The organism is Streptomyces noursei (assembly GCF_001646665.1).
Classification (GTDB): domain Bacteria; phylum Actinomycetota; class Actinomycetes; order Streptomycetales; family Streptomycetaceae; genus Streptomyces; species Streptomyces lavendulocolor.
On record NZ_LWBU01000053.1, the window covers coordinates 18694 to 38049 of the forward strand.

Sequence of the window (19356 nt, forward strand, 5' to 3'; positions counted from 1 at the left end):
GCGTGCAGGGCGCCGCGGGCCGGGCGAGACTTTGCGGACACGACCTGGGGCGAACCGGCCCCGGAGGACCGGCCGCACCGGGCGTGCCTCCCCCGCGCCGGACCCGCCGGTCAGAAGGACGGCGGGCTGGCTATGGCGCGGGCGAGGACGTCGTCCAGGACGCGGGCGGTGGTCTCCACGTCGTACTTCGAGTTGTCGATGATCGGCAGCCCGGAGCCGTACCACCCGGCCATGCGGCCGTGGATGCCGGCGACCTCCTCGTCCGAGAGGCGGCGGTTGCCGGTGCGCTCGGCGTTGCGCTCCAGCACGATCTCCAGGCCCGGCAGGAGCACGACGGGCAGCAGGCCCGGTCCGACGTGCCGCTTCCAGCCGCCGAGGCCGACGACGGGCCGGTCGGGGAAGACGGCGTCGTCGAGGATGCAGGAGATGCCGTTGGCGAGGAAGTTGCGCGCGGCGAAGCCGCAGGTGCGGCGGGCCAGCCGGTACTGGGCCTCGGACTGGTCGTTCCAGCCGTCCTGGGGGTCGGCGAAGCCGGCGCAGACCCATTCGCGTACGTCGTCGAGGCTGATGTGCGCGGTGGGCACGCGGCGGTTGCGCGCCCAGTGCCGGGCGACGGTCGTCTTGCCGGCGCCGGCCGGGCCGATGAGGAGCACGGCGAGCGTGGCGGTGCCCGTGCCGGCGCCGTGGTCGGCGGGCGGCGGCGGGGCCGGGGCCGCGACCGGGGCGCCGGCCGGCAGGTGGACGTGGCCCGTGGTGTCGGCTGGCGGCGGCGCGGAGGGCGGGGCCCAGCCGGGGGCGGGCGGGTGCGCCGGGGCGCCTCCCCGCGGCGGGGCGGGCGGCCCTTGCGGCTGCGGCGCGGGCGGCCCCTGGAGCCGCGGCGCGGCCGCGGGCGGGGCGGGTGTGCCCGGGAAGGGCGGCGGGCCCGGGGGATGGGCGGCGCCCTGGGTCGTCCATCCGGTGGCTGCGTGCCCCGGCCGGTGGGGCGGCGGCAGCGGAGCCCCCACTGCGTGCTGCATCCGGTGCCACTCCGTCTCGTGCGACTGACGCTGGTCGGGCGCCCGTTCGGGACGTCCGTTACCGAACCGTACCCTCCCCGGCCGCTGTTGGGTGAAACGGCCGGGGACGGTGGGACGTGCCCGGTCAGTCGGTGAGTTCGTCGGCGAGGGCCCGCAGGGCCAGGCGGTAGGACCCGATGCCGAAGCCCGCCACGGTCCCGGTGGCGACGGCCGCCACCACGGAGGTGTGCCGGAACTCCTCGCGGGCGTACGGGTTGGAGATGTGCACCTCGATGAGCGGGGCGGTGCGCTGGGCGGCCGCGTCCCTCATCCCGTACGAGTAGTGGGTGAAGGCGCCGGGGTTGATGACGACCGGGAGCGAGCCGTCGGCCGCCTCGTGCAGCCAGCGGATCATTTGGCCCTCGTCGTTCGTCTCGCGTACGTCGACGTCGAAGCCGAGCTCCGCGCCGAGCGTCCGGCAGGTGTCCACCAGGCCGGCGTAGGAGGTCGCGCCGTACACGTCGGGCTCCCGCGAACCGAGGCGGCCGAGGTTCGGTCCGTTGAGGACCAGCACCTTGCGCGTCACGCGGAGACCTCCCCGTACGCGGCGACCAGGACCGCGGGGTCCGGTCCTTCGAGGACCGTCGGCTTCGCCAGGCCGTCCAGGACGATGAACCGCAGCAGGTCGCCGCGGGACTTCTTGTCGACCTTCATGGTCTCCAGGAGCTTGGGCCACTGGTCGCCGCGGTAGGTGAGCGGCAGGCCGACGGACTCCAGGACGGCGCGGTGGCGGTCGGCGGTGGCGTCGTCGAGCCGGCCGGCCAGCCGGCCCAGTTCGGCGGCGAAGACCATGCCCACGGACACGGCGGCGCCGTGGCGCCACTTGTAGCGCTCGTTCTTCTCGATCGCGTGGGCGAGGGTGTGGCCGTAGTTGAGGATCTCGCGCAGGCCCGACTCCTTCAGGTCCGACGAGACGACGTCCGCCTTCACCCGGATCGAGCGTTCGATCAGCTCGGCGGTGTGCGGTCCCTCGGGGGTGCGGGCGGCGGCCGGGTCGGCCTCGATCAGGTCGAGGATGACGGGGTCGGCGATGAAACCGGCCTTGATGACCTCGGCCAGCCCGCTGACGTAGTCGTGGACGGGCAGCGAGTCCAGCGCCGCGAGGTCGCACAGGACGCCCGCCGGCGGGTGGAAGGCGCCGACGAGGTTCTTGCCCTCGGCGGTGTTGATGCCGGTCTTGCCGCCCACGGCCGCGTCGACCATCGCCAGGACGGTGGTGGGGACCGCGATCCAGCGCACGCCGCGCAGCCAGGTGGCCGCCACGAAGCCGGCGAGGTCGGTGGTGGCGCCGCCGCCGACGCCGACGATGACGTCCGTGCGGGTGAAGCCGGTCTGGCCGAGCGCCTTCCAGCAGTACGCCGCGACCTCGGCCGTCTTGGCCTCCTCCGCGTTCGGCACCTGGATGGCGACCGCCTCGTACCCCTGGTCGGCGAGGTCGGCGCGGAGCGCCTCGCCGGTCTCGGCCAGCGCCTCGGGGTGGATCACGGCGACGCGCTTGGCCTTCGGGCCGATGATGCCGGCGAGTTCGCCGAGCAGCTGCCGGCCGACCAGCACCTCGTACGGGTCGGTGCCGGCCGTGCCGCCGACCTGGATGCGGGTCACTGCCTGGTCAGTCACTTCTTCTTCAGCTCCAGTGCGTCGAGGACCGCGTCGGCGACCTCTTCGGGGGTCTTGTCGTCGGTGGCGACGACCACCCGGGCGACTTCGGTGTACAGGGGGCGCCGGGCCTCCATCAGCTCGCGCCACTGGCGGCGCGGGTTGACGGCGAGCAGCGGGCGGGCGGTGTTCAGACCGACGCGCCGGACCGCCTCCTCGACGTCCATCGACAGGTAGGCCACCGGCAGCCCGGTGAGCAGGGCGCGGGTGCCGGCGTCGAGGACGGCGCCGCCGCCGAGGGCGAGGACGCCGGTGTGCTCGGCGACGGCGGCCCGGACGGCGGCGCGTTCGAGCGCGCGGAAGTACTCCTCGCCGTCCTCGACGAAGATGTCGGAGATCTCGCGCCCCTCGGCGGCCACGATGTCGGCGTCGGTGTCCCGGTAGGGCGCGCCGAGCCGCTCGGCGAGCAGCGCGCCCACGGTGGACTTCCCCGAGCCCATGGGCCCGACCAGGACGATCAGCGGGCCGGTGCTCACCGGATGTGGAGGTTGTCGAGGTACGAGCGGACGTTGCGGCGGGTCTCCGCCACGCTGTCGCCGCCGAACTTCTCCGCCACGGCGTCCGCGAGGACCAGGGCGACCATCGCCTCGGCGACGATGCCGGCGGCGGGGACGGCGCAGACGTCGGAGCGCTGGTGGTGCGCGGCGGCGGCCTCGCCGGTGACGACGTCGACGGTCCTGAGCGCCCGGGGCACGGTCGCGATGGGCTTCATGGCGGCGCGTACGCGCAGCAGCTCGCCGGTGGTCAGACCGCCCTCGGTGCCGCCGGAGCGGCCGGAGGTGCGCTTGATGCCCTCGTCGGTGGCGACGATCTCGTCGTGGGCCTTGGAGCCGGGGACGCGGGCCAGGTCGAAGCCGTCGCCGACCTCGACGCCCTTGATGGCCTGGATGCCCATCAGGGCGGCGGCCAGGCGGGCGTCCAGGCGCCGGTCCCAGTGGACGTGCGAGCCGAGTCCGACGGGCACGCCGTAGGCGAGGACCTCGACGACGCCGCCGAGCGTGTCGCCGTCCTTGTGGGCCTGGTCGATCTCGGCGACCATCGCCTTCGACGCGTCCGCGTCGAGGCAGCGCACCGGGTCGGCGTCCAGCTTCTCGACGTCGGCCGGGGTCGGGTACACGCCGTACGGGGCCTTGGCGGCGGCCAGCTCGACGACGTGCGACACGATCTCGATGCCCGCCGTCTCCTTGAGGTACGAGCGGGCCACCGCGCCCAGCGCGACGCGGGCGGCGGTCTCCCGGGCGCTGGCGCGCTCCAGGACCGGCCGGGCCTCGTCGAAGCCGTACTTCTGCATGCCGGCGAGGTCGGCGTGGCCGGGGCGCGGGCGGGTCAGCGGGGCGTTGCGGGCCAGCTCGGCCAGCTCGGCCGGGTCGACCGGGTCGGCCGCCATGACCTTCTCCCACTTGGGCCACTCGGTGTTGCCGACCATCACGGCGACCGGCGAGCCCATGGTGAGACCGTGGCGTACGCCGCCGAGGAAGGTCACCTCGTCGCGCTCGAACTTCATGCGCGCGCCGCGCCCATAGCCGAGGCGCCGCCGGGCCAGGTGGTCCGCCACCATCTCCGTGGTGACCGGGACGCCGGCGGGAAGGCCCTCCAGCGTCGCCACCAGTGCGGGGCCGTGCGACTCCCCCGCGGTCAGCCAGCGCAACCTGCTCAACGGTGCTCCTCATGCTCGCGCCTCGACTGCGACGGCGCGACCGGGTGCGCGGCCCTGGCCCGCCTTCCCCGATCCTCCCACGTCCGCGGCCCGTGCCGATGTCCGGTCCAGAACGCGGACGCCCTGTCCGCCACCTGGACGAGCCGGAGCACTGCCGGGAGCGCGGCCCGCGGGTGCCCAGGGCGGCGGTCAGGAGCCGGCGGGCGGGGCCTGTCCCGCGGCGAGTGCCCGCTCCCCCGCGGCCCTCATGGCCTCCATCGGGGCGGGGGTGCGGCCGGTCATCCGCTCGACCTGGAGGACGGCCTGGTGGACGAGGAGATCGAGCCCTCCCACCACGGCGCCGCCCCGCGCCGACCAGGCGGCCGCCAGTGCGGTGGGCCACGGGTCGTACAGCACGTCGAAGAGGGTGCCGGGCCGGTCGGGCACCTCGGCGGCGAGCGCGTCGGTCGCCCCGGCGGGCGTGGTCGCGACGACCAGCGGGGCCCGCAGCCCCTCGGCGGCCCGCTCCCAGCCGGCGGTCAGGACCCGGACGCCGAGCCGTTCGCCCCAGCCGCGCATCTCCTCGGCGCGCGCCTCGCTGCGGACGTACGCGGTGACCGGCCCCGTGCTGAGGTGCGCCAGTGCGGCGAGCGCGGAGGACGCGGTGGCCCCGGCGCCGAGGACGGCGGCGTGGTCGACCTTCTCCACGCCCCGCTCCCGCAGCGCGGCGATCATGCCGGGGATGTCGGTGTTGTCGCCGACGCGCCGTCCGTCGTCCGTGAAGACGACCGTGTTGACGGCCTCCACGGAGGCGGCCGTCGCGGTGACCTCGTCGAGCAGCGGGATGACCGCCCGCTTGAGCGGCATGGTCAGCGACAGCCCGGCCCAGGACGCGTCCAGCCCGTCCAGGAACCCGGGGAGCCGGGCCTCGTCGATCTCGTACCGGTCGTACGACCAGTGGGTGAGGCCGAGTTCGGCGTAGGCGGTCCGGTGCAGCACCGGGGAGAGGGAGTGGGTGATGGGCGACCCGAGGACGGCGGCGCGCTTCTCGGTGCTCACTGGCCGGACTTCTCCCGTTCCTTTTCGTACTGCTCGACGTTCCGGTTGTGTTCCTCGTTGGTCACCGAGAACACCGTCTTGTCCTCGTTGATCGAGACGAAGTAGTACCAGGGGCCCGGGGTCGGATTCAGCGCGGATTTGATGGCGTCGACGCCGGGATTGCTGATCGGTCCGGGCGTCAGGCCCTTGATGTCATAGGTGTTGTACGGATCGTCGATCTTGCGCAGATCCGCCACCGTGCCGACGTCGAGGGTGCTTTCTTCCTTGATGTAGTTGATGGTGGAGTCGAACTCGAGGCGGCCGACCGTCTCGATGTTGTTCGGCTTCAGCCGGTTGTAGACGACGCGGGACACCTTGTCGAAGTCGTGCTTGTACTTGCCCTCGACCTGGACCAGGCTCGCGACGGTCAGCAGTTCCCACGGGCTCTTCAGCCCCAGCGACGCGGCCTTCGTCTCGATGTCGAGCTTGCCGTACTCGGCGTTGGCGCGGGCGACCATCTTCTTGAGGACGTCCTCCGGCTTGGCGCCCTTCGCCACCGGATAACTGGCCGGGAAGAGGAACCCTTCGAGCGGGTCCTTCAGGTCGGGGTGACCGGTGGCCCAGGCCGGCAGACCGAGGGTCTTCGCCTTCGCCGTGGCGACCGATTTCGTCGTCCCCGGTTTCAGTTCGAGTTTCTTGTCGATCTGCGCGTAGATGTACGCGCTGCGCTTTCCCTCGGGAATGGTGAGCGCGTTCCGGTTCGCCGGATCGAGCATCGCCTCGACCGCGCTGGCGGCGGACATGCCCTTCTTGAGCGTGTAGACGCCGTCCTGGATGTTCTTGCCCGCCGGGTTCTTCTCCTGGGCGGAGACGAAGGCCCCCTGGCTCTTGACCACGCCGTTCTCGACGAGCAGGGCGGCGATCTCGTAACCGCCGGCACCCTTGGGGATCTCGACCTGGACGGTCTCGTTCGTGCCGTCACCGGCGAAGTCGGGCGCCTCGCCGAACCGGCCCTGCCAGAACTGGTAGCCGAAGTACGCGACACCGCTCGCGCCGCCCGCCATCACCAGGGCGACGACCAGGCACGCGAGGCCGTTGCGGCTCTTCTTTTTCTTCTTCGGCTTGCCGCCCCGGCGGCCCTGGCCTCCGCCGCGCCTCGATCCGCCCGGCTCGTCGCCGTCGCCGTCGTCACGGTCGTCGTCGCCGTCCGAGAAGAACGGGTGGTTCTCCTCCTCGGGCTCCTCGGGCTCCGCGCGCGCCGGCTCCTGCTCGGGCTCGGCCCGCCGCCGGCCCGGGGGCTGCGGCGGCGGGTACGCCTCGGGGGTGCCGTACAGGTCGGGGCCCTGGGCGCCGTACGGGTCGGCGGGGGCGTGCGCCCCGTAGGGCATCGCCGCCTGCTGGCCGGTGTCCCAGGTGCCGGTGTCGTACGGCTGCCCGGCATAGGTCTGCTGGGGGTAGCCCTGCTGCTGCGGGACGCCCTGCTGGTGGGGGTCGTGCGGGGCGTAGTGCTCCTGGCCGCCCTGGTACTGCTGGTCGCCGTAACCCTGCTGCGGCTGCTGCTGGTACGGGTCCTGCTGGTTCCCGTACTGCGTCTGCTGGTAGTAGGCCTGCTGACCTTCCCACCCCTGGGGCCCGTACGCCGGGTCCTCGGGGTGCCACGGTTCGGAGCCGGGGCCCCGGCCATACTCAGTCATCGATCCCCAAACAGCCGCGAGGCGTCCGGACGATCCGCCTCTACGTAGCGCGGCGGCTGTTCGAACACCGCCGCGTAGCGGGGAACGTTACCGTATCGCGATCAGATGACCACTTCGACGCTCTCCCCGGGAGGATTACCCGATACCCGTTCGGACTCAAGAGCGTTCTGAAGGATGATCACAGCGGCTGCCTGATCGATGACAGACCGGCCCTTTCTGGACTTCACGCCGGACGCGCGCAGCCCCTGACTGGCCGTCACTGTGGTCATCCTCTCGTCCACGAGCCGGACGGGGACGGGCGCGACGCCCCGGGCGAGCTCCTGCGCGAAGGCGCGGACCTTGGCCGCGGCCGGGCCCTCGCCCCCACTGAGGGAGCGAGGGAGGCCGACCACCAGTTCGATCGGTTCGTACTCCTCGGTGATCTGCCGCAACCGCCGGTGGGCGGCCGGGACATCACGTCCCGGCACGGTCTCCACCGGCGTGGCGAGCACCCCGTCGGGGTCGCACGAGGCGACCCCGATCCGGGCGTCCCCGACGTCGATCGCGAGCCTGCGGCCGCGTCTCATCAGACGGTGTCCGCGACGAGCCGCTCGACGGCGGCCATGGCCTCGCCGACGGCCTCCACGTTCTGGCCGCCGCCCTGGGCGACGTCCGGCTTGCCGCCACCGCCGCCGCCGAGCGTCTTGGCGGCGGTACGGACCAGGTCGCCGGCCTTGAGGCCCCGCTCGCGGGCGGCCTCGTTGGTGGCGATGACCGTCAGCGGGCGGCCGTTCGCCGTGGTGAACAGGGCGACCACGGCCGGGCGGTCGCCCGGGATGCGGCCGCGCACGTCCAGGACCAGCTTGCGCAGGTCGTCGGCGCCGGTGCCGTCCGGGACCTGACCGGTCACCAGGGCCACACCGCGTACGTCCTGGGCGCCCTGGGCGAGGCCGGCGGCGGCCTGGAGCACCTTCTCGGCGCGGAACTTCTCGATCTCCTTCTCGGCGTCCTTCAGCTTGGCGAGCATGCCGGAGATCTTCTCGGGAAGCTCCTCGGGACGTCCCTTGACCAGCTCCTGGAGCTGGGCGACGACCGTGTGCTCCCTGGCCAGGAAGTTGTACGCGTCGACACCGACGAGGGCCTCGATACGGCGCACCCCGGAGCCGATGGACGACTCGCCGAGCAGCTTCACCAGGCCCAGCTGGGCGGTGTTGTGGACGTGCGTACCGCCGCACAGCTCCTTGGAGAAGTCGCCGATGGTGACGACGCGGACCTTCTCGCCGTACTTCTCGCCGAACTCGGCGATGGCGCCCTGCCGCTTGGCCTCGTCGATCGGCATGACCTCGGCGTGCACGTCCAGCTCGCGGGCGAGCACCTCGTTGATCTTCTGCTCGACGTCCGTCATGACCGCCTGCGGCACCGCGGACGGCGAGCCGAAGTCGAAGCGGAAACGGCCGGGCTGGTTCTCGGAACCGGCCTGGGCGGCCGTCGGGCCGAGGGCGTCGCGCAGCGCCTGGTGGGTGAGGTGGGTGGCGCTGTGGGCGCGGGCGATGGCCCGGCGGCGCCGTACGTCGATCGTGGCGTAGGCGGTGGCCCCGACGGTCACCTCGCCGACCTGGACCGAGCCCTTGTGGACTGAGACGCCCGGGACCGGCTGCTGGACGTCGCGCACCTCGATGACGGCACCGCTGTGCAGCCGGATGCGGCCGGTGTCGGCGATCTGGCCGCCGCCCTCGGCGTAGAACGGGGTGCGGTCGAGGACGACCTCGATCTCGTCGCCCTCGGTGGCGGCGGGCGAGGGGACGCCGTTGACGAGCAGGCCGACGACGGTCGTCTCGCCCTCGGTGTTGGTGTAGCCCACGAACTCGGTGGCACCGGAGGTGTCGGCGATCTCGCGGTAGGCGGAGACGTCGGCGTGGCCGGTCTTCTTGGCCCGGGCGTCGGCCTTGGCGCGGTCCCGCTGCTCCTGCATCAGGCGGCGGAAGCCGGCCTCGTCCACGGAGAGGCCCTGCTCGGCGGCCATCTCCAGGGTGAGGTCGATCGGGAAGCCCCAGGTGTCGTGGAGCAGGAACGCCTTGTCGCCGGAGAGCACCGTGCCGCCGGCGGCCTTGGTCTCGGTGACGGCGGTGTCGAGGATGTTGGTGCCGCCCTTGAGGGCCTTGAGGAACGCGGCCTCCTCGGCGAGGGCGACGGTCTCGATGCGCTTGCGGTCGGTCTCCAGCTCCGGGTACTGCTCGCCCATCGTCCTGATGACCGTGTCGACGAGTTCGCCGACGACCGGGCCGGTGGCCCCGAGCAGGCGCATGTTGCGCACGGCGCGGCGCATGATGCGGCGCAGCACATAGCCGCGGCCCTCGTTGCCGGGGGTGACGCCGTCGCCGATGAGCATCACGGAGGTGCGCATGTGGTCGGCGACCACGCGCAGCGAGACGTCGCTCGCGTGGGCCTGGCCGTAGCGCACACCGGTCAGTTCGGTGGCCTTGTCGATGACGACCTTCAGGGTGTCCGTCTCGTACATGTTCTGCACGCCCTGGAGGATCATCGCCAGGCGTTCGAGACCGAGGCCCGTGTCGATGTTCTTGCTCGGCAGGTCCCCGAGGATCTCGAAGTCCTCCTTGGAGGTGCCCTCGCCGCGCTCGTACTGCATGAAGACCAGGTTCCAGATCTCCACGTACCGCTCGTCGTTGACGGCCGGGCCGCCCTCGACGCCGAACTCGGGGCCGCGGTCGTAGTTGATCTCGGAACAGGGGCCGCAGGGGCCCGGGACGCCCATGGACCAGAAGTTGTCCTTCTTGCCCAGGCGCTGGATGCGCTCGGCCGGGACGCCGACGACGTCGCGCCAGATCTGCTCGGCCTCGTCGTCGTCCTGGTAGACGGTGATCCAGAGCTTCTCGGGCTCCAGGCCGTAGCCGCCGTGCTCGACGGAGCCGGTCAGCAGCTCCCAGGCGAGCTTGATGGCGCCTTCCTTGAAGTAGTCGCCGAAGGAGAAGTTGCCGCACATCTGGAAGAACGTGCCGTGGCGGGTGGTCTTGCCGACCTCTTCGATGTCCGGCGTGCGCACGCACTTCTGCACGCTGGAGGCGCGGGAGTACGGCGGCTTCTCCTCACCCAGGAAGTAGGGCTTGAACGGCACCATGCCGGCGTTGACCAGGAGCAGAGTCGGGTCGTCCGCGATGAGCGACGCCGAAGGGACGACGGTGTGCCCGCGCTCCTCGAAGAAGCTCAGCCAGCGGCGGCGGATTTCAGCCGACTCCATCAGTGGTCCTCATTCCGGTTGTACGAGTGTTTGTCGGTGTACGGGGGGCGGGCGCCGTCCCGGGGACTGTCCAGGGCGGCCGCGCGGCGGGGCGCCGGCAGTGCCGGGTCCTCCACGGGCGCCTCGATGCCCAGCGCCTCGCCCAGCTCGGCCTCGCGCTGGAGCATGCCCGCCCGGACGTCGAGCGCGAACTCCTTGAGCCGGTGGCCGGTCTCGACCGCCTTGTCGGCGGCCTGGGCGGCGAGGCTCTCGGGGGTCAGCTGCTTGAGCTTGCGGTTGACCTTGGTGGTGGCCCACACGCCGGCGGCGGCGCCCGCGGTGAACCAGAAAGCTCGGCGGAACATCCCTTGCGTCAGCCCTTCCGCTTCCGGCCCCTGGCGCCCGGCACCGTACGGCCGACGATCACCGTACGCCGGGGCTGCTCGGCCGGCCTGTCGTTCTTGTTCCGGCTCATCGCCCGGCGCACGCCGTAGCCGAACGCCGCGACCTTGACGAGCGGTCCGCCGAAGGTGGAGGCGACCGTCGTGGAGAGCGCGGAGGCGTTGGAGGTGACCTCCTGGACGTCCGACGCGATGGCGTCGACCCGGTCGAGCTGGGTCTGCGCGGAGCGCACGGTCGCGGAGGCGTCGGCCAGCAGCGGGACCGCCTGCTCGGTCACCTCGGCCACGAGTCGGGTGGTCGCCCTGAGCGTCTGGGCCAGCCTCACCAGCACCACGGCCAGGAAGGAGACCAGGATCGCCCAGAAGACGGCCACCAGAATCCCGGCAACCTCTCCACCGGTCACTGCGCACCGCTCTCTGCTCGTCGGTCGCCGGTCGTCGCCTGTCGGACGCCCCGGAAAGTCGTCCTCCGAGCCTATCGCGCCGACGCTCGCTCCCCGTACCGCATTAGGAGCGCGCTGAGCCGGAGTTGTGCGGTCCGATTGTACGGAGCGCTCCCGCGCAAGTACGCTCCGTGTCCCATGCGACGGAGCGATCTGGGCGGTCTGCCCGCGGAACTCAACCGGTTCGTCGGGCGCGAGGACGAGATCCGCGAACTGCAGGGCCTGCTCACCCGGTTCCGGGTCGTCACGGTGGTCGGCGTCGGCGGGGTGGGCAAGTCGCGGCTGGCGCTGCGTACCGCCGCCGTCACGGAGAAACGCTACTGCGACGGCGCCCGGCTGGTGGAGCTGGCGGCCCTGCGCGACGCCGGTCTGCTGGAGCAGGCGCTGCTGGACGCACTGGGTCTGACGGACCACACCCGGCGCCCGCCGCGCGAGGTGCTGGCCGGGCATCTCGCCGGGCGGCGGCTGCTGCTGGTCCTCGACGGCTTCGAGCACCTGGTGGACGCGTGCGCCGAACTGGTACGGGAGTTGCTGCGCCGGGCCCCCGGGCTGACGGTGCTGGCCGCGGGCCGTTGCCCGCTGCGGCTGGACGGCGAGGCCGTGGTGCCCCTGGCCCCGCTTCCCGACGACGACGCCGTGCGGCTGTTCACCGACCGGGCCGCGGCGGTGCTGCCGGGACCTCGCGCGGCCGGCGGCGGTCCGGGGGCGGGCGCGGGGCCGGACGGCGGGGCGGTGCGGGAGCTGTGCCGCCGTCTGGACGGGATCCCGCTCGCCCTGGAGCTGGCCGCGGGCCGGCTGCCCGTGCTCACCGTGGAGCAGATGCTGCACCGGCTCGACGACCGGTTCCGGCTGCTGACCGGCGGTACGCGCGGCGCCCTGCCCCGGCACCGGACGCTGCGGACGGCCATCGGCTGGAGCCACGAGCTGTGCACGCCGCGGGAACGGCTGCTGTGGGCCCGCCTGTCCGTCTTCGCCGGCCCCTTCGACCTGGAGGCGGTCGAGTACGTGTGCGGCGGCCCGGAGCTGCCCGCCGACGAGGTGCTGGACGCCGTCGCCGGGCTGGTGGACCGGTCGGTGGTGCTGCGCGAGGAGACGCCCGCGGGCGTGCGCCACCGGATGCTGGACACGGTGCGGGCGTACGGGGCGGAGTGGCTGGCCGCGCTGGGCGACGAGGAGCGGATGCGGCGGCGGCACCGCGACTGGTACATGGGCCTGGCCACCTGGTGCGAGCTGGAGTGGTTCAGCCCGCGCCAGGCGGAGGTGGCCGCGTGCGCCGGGACCGCGCTGCCCGACCTGCGCGCGGCGCTGGAGCTGTGCCTGGAGACCCCGGAGGAGGCGCACCTGGCACAGCACCTCGCCGCGACGCTGTGGTTCTGCTGGGTCGGCTGCGGCCGGCTGGCGGAGGGGCGGTACTGGCTGGACCGGGTGGTGGCCCTGGAGCCGGGGCACGACGAGGCCCGGCTGCGGGCTCTGTGGGTGCTGGGGTACGTGGCGATCCTCCAGGGCGACGACACGGCGGCGGTGGCGGCGCTGTACGAGTGCGGGGAGGGCGCCGCGCGGACGGGCAACGCGCTGGCGGCCGCGTACACCACCCACCGGATGGGCTGCCTGGCGCTCCTGTCGGACGACATGCCGCGCGCCGAGGAGCTGTTGTCGCAGGCGCTCACCGCGTACCGCGAGCTGGGGGAGCTCAACAGCCAGGTGCTGATGGGTCAGGTCGAGCTCGCGATGGCCAAGGTGTTCCTGGGCGAGCCGGAGGCGGCGGTGGCGCTGTGCCGGGAGGTGCGGGAGGTCTGCGAGGACCGGGGCGAGCGGTGGACCCGGGCGTACGCGCTGTACGTGCTGGCGTACTCGGCCTGGACGCGGGGCGCCTACGGGGAGGCGCGGGAGCTGCTGGGCGAGTGCATCACCATCGACCACGCGTTCAACGATCTGGTCGGGCTGGTGCTGGCCGTCGAGCTGCTGGCGCTGGTGACGGCGGCGGAGGGGGACCCGGCGGAGGCGGCGGTGCTCCAGGGCGCGGCCGCGCCGATGTGGGCGGCGGTCGGCGTGCCGCTCTTCGGCTCCGGCTGCTTCGGCGCTCCACGGGCCCTGTGCGAGCAGCGGGCGGGCGAGGAGCTGGGCGCGGAGCGGTTCCGGTCGTACGTGGCCGAGGGCAGCGCCCTGTCGCTCGACGCCGCGGTGGAGCGGGCGCTGGCGGGGCGGCCGCCGCTGGACGGGGTGCCGTCGCCGCGGCGCCGGTCACGGTCCCGGTCGCGGCCCCGGCCGCGCCCTCCGCGTCCGCGGTGAGCGCTCGGGGGGCGAGCGGCCCGGGCGGGGCTGCGGCGGGTGGGCGGACGGCCCGCACGGCCCCGCCACCGGGCGGCCGGGCGCCGGGAACGGCGGAGCCCGCCGCTCCCCGGAGGGAACGGCGGGCTCGACGACCGGGTGAGGACTACGTCAGCGGGCGTAGTACTCGACGACCAGCTGCTCGTCGCAGATGACCGGGATTTCCTTGCGGTTCGGCTCGCGGTCGAGACGGAAGGCGAGGGCCTTCAGGTTGACCTGCAGGTAACGCGGGGTCTCACCGTCGGGGGCGAAGCCACCCTCACGCGCGACCTGGAACAGCGTCTTGCTGCGGCTGCGCTCGCGGACCATCACGACGTCGTCGGGGCGCACGCGGAACGACGGCTTGTCGACCTTGCCACCGTTGACCTCGATGTGGCCGTGGACGACCATCTGGCGGGCCTGGTAGATGGTGCGGGCGATGCCCGAACGCAGGACCAGGGCGTCGAGACGGCGCTCGAGCTCGACGACCAGCGCCTCGCCCGTCTTGCCCTCGGCCTTCTTGGCGCGGTCGTAGGCGCGCGCCATCTGGCGCTCGCTGATGTCGTACTGCGCACGCAGACGCTGCTTCTCGAGCAGACGGACCTTGTAGTCCGAGTTCTGCTTGCGGCCACGGCCGTGCTCGCCCGGCGGGTAGGGGCGGGCCTCGAAGTACTTGACGGCCTTCGGCGTCAGCGCGATACCGAGCGCACGGGACTTCTTGACCTTGGGACGCGACTGGTTAGGCACGTTCTCCAGACCTCCGAAATAGGTTAGGTTAGGCTTACCTTAATCAAGGAGATCGCATGTCGAGCCCTGGGAACACCACGCGCATCACAGACAGCAGCACAAAGAACGACGCTCCTGCTTCGCAGAGCATCGATGTGACGGAGGTCCGATCAGCTCATGGTCAGCCGCGTCCCAGCGGGCTTGAGATCGCCCGGATGCCGTCAGCAGCCGAGCGCACACGAACTCTCGTACAGAGTACATGCTCCGCGGTGCTGATCCTCCCGGGGGCGGACGGGGCCCGCTCCGAGGACCTGATGCCCCGGGCGCGGGTCGTGGGCACCGACGGCGAGATCTACCTGCTGTTCCCCGCCGACGCCCCGGCCGTACGGGCCGCGACGCACGCGCAGGACGACGAGCTGCCGGCCGTGCTGGAGCTCACGGACGTCGCCCCGGTCGCCGTCCCCCACCGCATCCGCGGCCGGGCCCGGGTCTCCGGGTGGCTGACGACCGCCCCCGGCATCGCCGAACCCGGGCACATGATGCTGCGCCTGGAGGTCGGCGAGGCGTACCTCGACGACCTGTGGGGCGACGCCGCGGTCGGCCCCGAGGAGTTCGCCGGCGCCCTGCCCGATCCGCTCACCGCGTACGAGACGGAGCTGCTCCAGCACCTCGCCGCCGCGCACGACGACCATGTGCAGCACCTGAGCGCACTGCTCGGGCACCGTGCCGACGTACGGCGCGTGGTGCCGCTGGCACTGGACCGGTTCGGGCTGCGGGTGCGGTGCCGCGACACGGCCGGGCGCTCCTTCGACGCCCGTTTCGACTTCCCCGAGCCGGTGAGCGACGTGCACGGACTGCGCCGCGCGATGCGCGCGCTGTTCGAGGCGGCCGGAGACCGCTAGTCCCGTCCCCTGTCCCAGGGAAGCCCCTTCCTCAGGAGTCCTTCTCAGGCGCCCCCTTCCTAGGGCGCCCCTTCGCCCCGCAGGCGCTCGCGGACCTTCTCGACCACGTCCGCGTACCGCGCCTCGGCGCCGTACCGCGTCGGCTCGTAGTACCGCTTGCCGTGGATCGCGTCCGGGGCGTACTGCTGGGCGGCGATGCCGCCCGGCACGTCGTGCGGATAGACGTACCCCTGGGCGTGACCGAGCTTGGCCGCGCCCTTGTAGTGCCCGTCGCGCAGATGCGCGGGGACCGCGCCCGCGAGGCCGTCGCGCACGTCCGCCCGGGCCGCGGCTATCGCCGTGGTCGCCGCGTTGGACTTGGGCGCCAGGGCCAGCGCGATGGTGGCGTGGCTCAGGGTGAGCGCCGCCTCCGGGAAACCGATCATGGCCACCGCCTGCGCGGCCGCGACCGCCAGGGGCAGTGCGGTCGGGTCGGCGAGGCCGATGTCCTCGCTCGCCGAGATCATCAGCCGCCGGGCGATGAACCGGGGGTCCTCCCCCGCCTCGATCATCCGGGCCAGGTAGTGCAGGGCCGCGTCGACGTCGGAGCCGCGGATCGACTTGATGAGCGCGCTGGCGACGTCGTAGTGCTGGTCGCCGTCGCGGTCGTAGGTGACCGCCGCCCGGTCGACCGTCTCCTCCAGGGTGGCGAGGGTGATCTCGGGCTCGCCCTTGGCGATGGCCGCCCCCGCGGCCGCCTCCAGGGCGGTCAGCGCCCGCCGGGCGTCACCGCCGGCGATCCGCACCAGGTGCGCCTCGGCGTCGTCCGGCAGCGTCACCGCGCCGTCCAGACCCCGCTCGTCGGTGAGCGCCCTGCGCAGCAGGCCCCGGATGTCGTCGTCGGTGAGCGACTCCAGGGTGAGCAGCAGGGAGCGGGAGAGCAGCGGCGAGATCACCGAGAAGTAGGGGTTCTCGGTGGTGGCGGCGATGAGGGTGACCCAGCGGTTCTCCACGGCCGGCAGCAGGGAGTCCTGCTGCGCCTTGCTGAAGCGGTGGATCTCGTCCAGGAAGAGGACGGTCTCCTTGCCGAAGCCACCGGCCGCCCGGCGGGCGCCGTCGATGACCGCGCGGACCTCCTTGACGCCCGCCGTGATCGCGGACAGCTCCACGAACCGCTTGTTGGTCGCCTTGGACACGACGTACGCCAGTGTCGTCTTCCCCGTGCCGGGCGGGCCCCAGAGGATCACGGACGAGGCCCCCGCCGGACCGCCGGCGCCCTCGCCGACCAGCCTGCGCAGCGGTGACCCGGGCTTCAGCAGGTGCTGCTGGCCGACGACGTCGTCCAGGGTGCGCGGGCGCATGCGGACCGCCAGGGGACTGCTGGTCGGGTCCTTCTCCTGGCGTTCTTCGGCTGCGGCGGTAAAGAGGTCGGGCTCCACACCGTGAAGCCTATGTCAGCCCACTGACAGCTCAGCCGGTCCAGAAGTCCCACCAGCGGGTCAGGACCAGCATCCCGATGATCCCGATGTGCAGGACGGGCAGCACCCAGGTGAACTCGTCCAGGAAGTTGCGGACCGCGCGCGGCGCCGGCAGCAGGCCGGTGCGCACGTTGTGCGAGGTGACGTACCAGAACATGACGATCGTGGCGACCCAGGCGAGGGAGCACCACAGGCACAGCGCGTTGATCTCGTACAGCGACTGGTACATGAGCCACATGCAGAAGCCGACGCCGAAGAGGGTGCCCGCGTTCAGCCCGAGCCAGTACCAGCGGCGGAAGCGCGCGCCGGCGAGGAGGGCGGCGCCGATGGCGACGACCATGCCGTAGGTGACGAGGCCGAGCATGGGGTTGGGGAAACCGAAGACCGATGCCTGGTCGCTCTTCATGATGCTGCCGCAGGAGACGACCGGGTTCAGGCTGCACCCCGGCGTGAAGGTGGGGTCCTCCAGCAGCTTGAACTTGTCCAGCGTGATCACCCACGCCGCCAGCAGGCCCGCCGCACCGGTGATCACCAGCATCCAGGCGAACGCCCGGCCGGCGCCCACCGCCCGCACGTGGTGGTCGGAGGTCACGTCGTCAACCGCTGCAGTCGTCATGGGGCCGTTCCATCACTCGGTCGGTGCATGAGGCAGTGGTCATTCTGCCGTACGGGGGCTACCGTCCGCCGTTCGGTGGACATAAGGACACCCCGGCCGCGGCCGGGGTGTCCCTTGTGCGTCACGCGAAGCGCGCGCCCAGCTTCTCGACGAGCCCGTCGAGCGCGACGGGCTCCTGCTCTCCGGACTCCATGTCCTTGAGCTGGGCCACGCCTTCGGCGAGGTCCCGCTCCCCCAGCACCAGCGCGTACCGGGCACCGCTGCGGTTGGCGGCCTTCATGGCGGCCTTGAGGCCCTTGCCGCCGTACGCGAAGTCCGTCGCGACGCCCGCCCTGCGCAGCTCGGTGACCACGCCGAACAGCCGGCGCCTGGCCTCCTCGCCGATCGGGACGGCGAACACGCCGGTGGGGGCCGGCAGGTCCAGGGTCACGCCCTCGGCCTCCAGCGCCAGGACCGTGCGGTCCACGCCGAGCGCCCAGCCCACGGACGGCAGCGCGGGGCCGCCGATCATCTCCGACAGACCGTCGTAACGGCCGCCGCCGCCCACCGCGGACTGCGAGCCGAGACCGTCGTGGACGAACTCGAACGTGGTCCGCGTGTAGTAGTCCAGGCCGCGCACCAGCTTCTCGTCGTCCTCGAAGGCCACCCCGGCGGCGGTGAGCAGCTCGCGCACCTCGGAGTGGTACGCCCGGCACGCCTCGCACAGGTGGTCGCGCAGCAGCGGCGCGCCCACCAGCTGCTTCTGGACGTCCGCGCGCTTGTCGTCGAGGACCCGCAGCGGGTTGATGTCGATCCGGCGCCGGGTGTCCTCGTCGAGGTCGAGGCCGCGCAGGAAGCCCTGGAGTGCCTCGCGGTAGGCCGGGCGGCACTCCTTGTCGCCCAGCGAGTTCAGCAGGATGCGGAAGTTCCGCAGGCCGAGCGAGCGGTACGCCTGGTCGGCCAGGATGATCAGCTCGGCGTCCAGCGCGGGGTCCTCGGCACCGATCGCCTCGGCGCCCACCTGCGAGAAGTGCCGGTAGCGGCCCGCCTGAGGCTTCTCGTAGCGGTAGTACGAGCCGGAGTACCAGAGCTTGACGGGGAGGTTGCCCTGCTTGTGCAGGTTGGCCTGGAGCGCCGCGCGCAGCACGGACGCGGTGCCCTCGGGGCGCAGCGCGAGCCTGTCGCCGCCCTTGGTCTCGAAGGCGTACATCTCCTTGGAGACGATGTCGGTGGACTCGCCGACACCGCGGGCGAACAGTTCGACGTTCTCGAAGCCGGGGGTCTCGACGTAGCCGTAGCCGGAGTTCTTCAGCGGCGCCGAGATCGCCTCGCGGACGGCGAGGTACGTCGCGGAACTCGGCGGCAGCAGGTCGTAGGTGCCCTTGGGGGCCTGGAAGGTGCTCACGGGACTTCTCTCGTCACATTCCTCGTCGGGGAGCGGGGGACGCTCCCTGGCCGGCCGCCACCTCGCGGAGGTAAGGGTTGGTGGCGCGCTCGCGGCCGATGGTCGTCTGGGGGCCGTGGCCGGACAGCACCACGGTCGAGTCGTCGAGCGGCAGGCACACGCGGGCCAGCGATTCGAGCATCTCGGCCATGTCACCGCCCGGCAGGTCGGTGCGTCCGATGGAGCCGGCGAAGAGCAGGTCGCCCGAGAAGAAGACCGGCGGGACGTCCGCGGCCTCGGGCATCCCGAAGGTCACCGACCCCTTGGTATGGCCGGGCGCGTGCGACACGGTCAGCTCCAGGCCCGCGAGGGCCAGCTTCGCGCCGTCGGTCAGCTCGTGGACGTCGTCGGGCTCCCCCACGGTCAGCTCGCCCATGAGCGGCATGCCGATGGAGCGGCCGAGGGCCTTCTCCGGGTCGCTCATCATGTACCGGTCCGAGGGGTGGATCCACGCGGGTACGTCATGGGCGCCGCAGACCGGGACGACGGAGGCGACGTGGTCGATGTGGCCGTGGGTCAGCACGACCGCCACGGGCTTGAGCCGATGCTTCTTGAGCGTCTCCTCGACTCCCTGGGCGGCCTGGTGGCCGGGGTCGATGATCACGCACTCCTCGCCCGCGGCGGGGGCGACCAGGTAGCAATTGGTCCCCCAGGCCCCGGCGGGGAACCCGGCAATGAGCACGATCGTCCTTAGTGAGTCGTCCGGCACGCGTCGTCCGGGAGGAATGCAGCAGATCAGAGCCTACCGGCGCTGCTCATTCCACAGCCAACCCGTATACGGTACGGGC

Annotated in this window: 18 protein-coding genes; 2 read left to right on the plus strand and 16 right to left on the minus strand. The window is 72.5% G+C overall.

Going from position 1 to position 19356, the window contains the following annotated elements:
• Nucleotides 1–110 precede the first annotated feature (110 nt).
• The 11 genes from A4V12_RS05225 to A4V12_RS05275 all read right to left on the minus strand — a co-directional run bounded on the left by A4V12_RS05225 (nucleotide 111) and on the right by A4V12_RS05275 (nucleotide 11098).
• Complete coding sequence (locus A4V12_RS05225) at nucleotides 111–1016, minus strand: Pro-rich N-terminal domain-containing protein (protein ID WP_064068028.1); 906 nt, start codon at nucleotides 1014–1016, stop codon at nucleotides 111–113.
• Nucleotides 1017–1140: 124 nt separating this feature from the next.
• Nucleotides 1141–1581: a type II 3-dehydroquinate dehydratase gene (gene aroQ / locus A4V12_RS05230; RefSeq protein WP_064068029.1), complete on the minus strand. Its 441-nt coding sequence runs from the start codon at nucleotides 1579–1581 to the stop codon at nucleotides 1141–1143.
• Complete coding sequence (gene aroB / locus A4V12_RS05235; protein ID WP_064068030.1) at nucleotides 1578–2672, minus strand: 3-dehydroquinate synthase; 1095 nt, start codon at nucleotides 2670–2672, stop codon at nucleotides 1578–1580. The genes aroQ and aroB overlap by 4 nt, the downstream gene beginning before the upstream one ends.
• Nucleotides 2669–3187: a shikimate kinase gene (locus A4V12_RS05240; RefSeq protein ID WP_064068031.1), complete on the minus strand. Its 519-nt coding sequence runs from the start codon at nucleotides 3185–3187 to the stop codon at nucleotides 2669–2671. The genes aroB and A4V12_RS05240 overlap by 4 nt, the downstream gene beginning before the upstream one ends.
• Nucleotides 3184–4368 (minus strand): chorismate synthase, encoded by a 1185-nt coding sequence (aroC, locus tag A4V12_RS05245; RefSeq protein ID WP_064068032.1) that lies wholly within the window; start codon nucleotides 4366–4368, stop codon nucleotides 3184–3186. Before aroC ends, A4V12_RS05240 begins: the two co-directional genes overlap by 4 nt.
• 189 nt (nucleotides 4369–4557) lie before the next feature.
• Complete coding sequence (locus A4V12_RS05250) at nucleotides 4558–5406, minus strand: shikimate dehydrogenase (RefSeq protein WP_064068033.1); 849 nt, start codon at nucleotides 5404–5406, stop codon at nucleotides 4558–4560.
• Entirely contained in the window at nucleotides 5403–7079 is a 1677-nt protein-coding gene (gene mltG / locus A4V12_RS05255) for an endolytic transglycosylase MltG (RefSeq protein WP_064068034.1), read from the minus strand. Before mltG ends, A4V12_RS05250 begins: the two co-directional genes overlap by 4 nt.
• A gap of 101 nt (nucleotides 7080–7180) precedes the next feature.
• Entirely contained in the window at nucleotides 7181–7645 is a 465-nt protein-coding gene (gene ruvX, locus A4V12_RS05260) for a Holliday junction resolvase RuvX (protein ID WP_064068035.1), read from the minus strand.
• A complete protein-coding gene (alaS, locus tag A4V12_RS05265; RefSeq protein ID WP_064068036.1) occupies nucleotides 7645–10314 on the minus strand; it encodes an alanine--tRNA ligase in 2670 nt (889 codons plus the stop codon). Before alaS ends, ruvX begins: the two co-directional genes overlap by 1 nt.
• Entirely contained in the window at nucleotides 10314–10658 is a 345-nt protein-coding gene (locus A4V12_RS05270; RefSeq protein WP_064068037.1) for a DUF6167 family protein, read from the minus strand. Before A4V12_RS05270 ends, alaS begins: the two co-directional genes overlap by 1 nt.
• Before the next feature lie 8 nt (nucleotides 10659–10666).
• Nucleotides 10667–11098 carry a DUF948 domain-containing protein gene (locus tag A4V12_RS05275; protein ID WP_064068038.1) on the minus strand — a complete coding sequence of 144 codons (432 nt, stop codon included), beginning with the start codon at nucleotides 11096–11098 and terminating at the stop codon, nucleotides 10667–10669.
• A 177-nt stretch (nucleotides 11099–11275) separates the two neighbouring features.
• Here A4V12_RS05275 and A4V12_RS37925 point away from each other — a divergent pair, with 177 nt between their 5' ends.
• Nucleotides 11276–13426, plus strand: a complete 2151-nt coding sequence (locus tag A4V12_RS37925; RefSeq protein ID WP_079136825.1) for an ATP-binding protein — start codon at nucleotides 11276–11278, stop codon at nucleotides 13424–13426.
• Between the two features lie 150 nt (nucleotides 13427–13576).
• Here the strand turns inward: A4V12_RS37925 and rpsD are convergent, their stop codons facing one another.
• A complete protein-coding gene (gene rpsD, locus A4V12_RS05285; protein WP_064068039.1) occupies nucleotides 13577–14191 on the minus strand; it encodes a 30S ribosomal protein S4 in 615 nt (204 codons plus the stop codon).
• Nucleotides 14192–14385: 194 nt separating this feature from the next.
• On the opposite strand from rpsD, the gene A4V12_RS05290 reads away from it, so the two are divergent.
• On the plus strand, nucleotides 14386–15072 hold the full coding sequence (locus A4V12_RS05290; protein WP_064068040.1) for a DUF2470 domain-containing protein: 687 nt from the start codon (nucleotides 14386–14388) through the stop codon (nucleotides 15070–15072).
• Between the two features lie 59 nt (nucleotides 15073–15131).
• Here the strand turns inward: A4V12_RS05290 and A4V12_RS05295 are convergent, their stop codons facing one another.
• The 4 genes from A4V12_RS05295 to A4V12_RS05310 form a co-directional block, all read right to left on the minus strand.
• Complete coding sequence (locus A4V12_RS05295; RefSeq protein WP_064068041.1) at nucleotides 15132–16490, minus strand: replication-associated recombination protein A; 1359 nt, start codon at nucleotides 16488–16490, stop codon at nucleotides 15132–15134.
• A 31-nt stretch (nucleotides 16491–16521) separates the two neighbouring features.
• Nucleotides 16522–17145, minus strand: coding sequence for a vitamin K epoxide reductase family protein (locus tag A4V12_RS05300; RefSeq protein WP_064068042.1), 624 nt, complete (start codon nucleotides 17143–17145; stop codon nucleotides 16522–16524).
• A 121-nt stretch (nucleotides 17146–17266) separates the two neighbouring features.
• A complete protein-coding gene (gene hisS, locus A4V12_RS05305) occupies nucleotides 17267–18529 on the minus strand; it encodes a histidine--tRNA ligase (RefSeq protein WP_064068043.1) in 1263 nt (420 codons plus the stop codon).
• A gap of 13 nt (nucleotides 18530–18542) precedes the next feature.
• Nucleotides 18543–19250 carry an MBL fold metallo-hydrolase gene (locus A4V12_RS05310; RefSeq protein WP_064068044.1) on the minus strand — a complete coding sequence of 236 codons (708 nt, stop codon included), beginning with the start codon at nucleotides 19248–19250 and terminating at the stop codon, nucleotides 18543–18545.
• Nucleotides 19251–19356: the final 106 nt, after the last annotated feature.

Excerpts from the sequence above, each read along its gene's own strand:
- A4V12_RS05225 (WP_064068028.1), bottom strand. The coding sequence starts at position 1,016 with ATGCAGCACGCAGTGGGGGCTCCGCTGCCGCCGCCCCACCGGCCGGGG.
- A4V12_RS05290 (WP_064068040.1), top strand. The coding sequence starts at position 14,386 with ATGCCGTCAGCAGCCGAGCGCACACGAACTCTCGTACAGAGTACATGC.
- A4V12_RS37925 (WP_079136825.1), top strand. The coding sequence starts at position 11,276 with ATGCGACGGAGCGATCTGGGCGGTCTGCCCGCGGAACTCAACCGGTTC.
- A4V12_RS05270 (WP_064068037.1), bottom strand. The coding sequence starts at position 10,658 with ATGTTCCGCCGAGCTTTCTGGTTCACCGCGGGCGCCGCCGCCGGCGTG.
- ruvX (WP_064068035.1), bottom strand. The coding sequence starts at position 7,645 with ATGAGACGCGGCCGCAGGCTCGCGATCGACGTCGGGGACGCCCGGATC.
- alaS (WP_064068036.1), bottom strand. The coding sequence starts at position 10,314 with ATGGAGTCGGCTGAAATCCGCCGCCGCTGGCTGAGCTTCTTCGAGGAG.
- A4V12_RS05300 (WP_064068042.1), bottom strand. The coding sequence starts at position 17,145 with ATGACGACTGCAGCGGTTGACGACGTGACCTCCGACCACCACGTGCGG.
- mltG (WP_064068034.1), bottom strand. The coding sequence starts at position 7,079 with ATGACTGAGTATGGCCGGGGCCCCGGCTCCGAACCGTGGCACCCCGAG.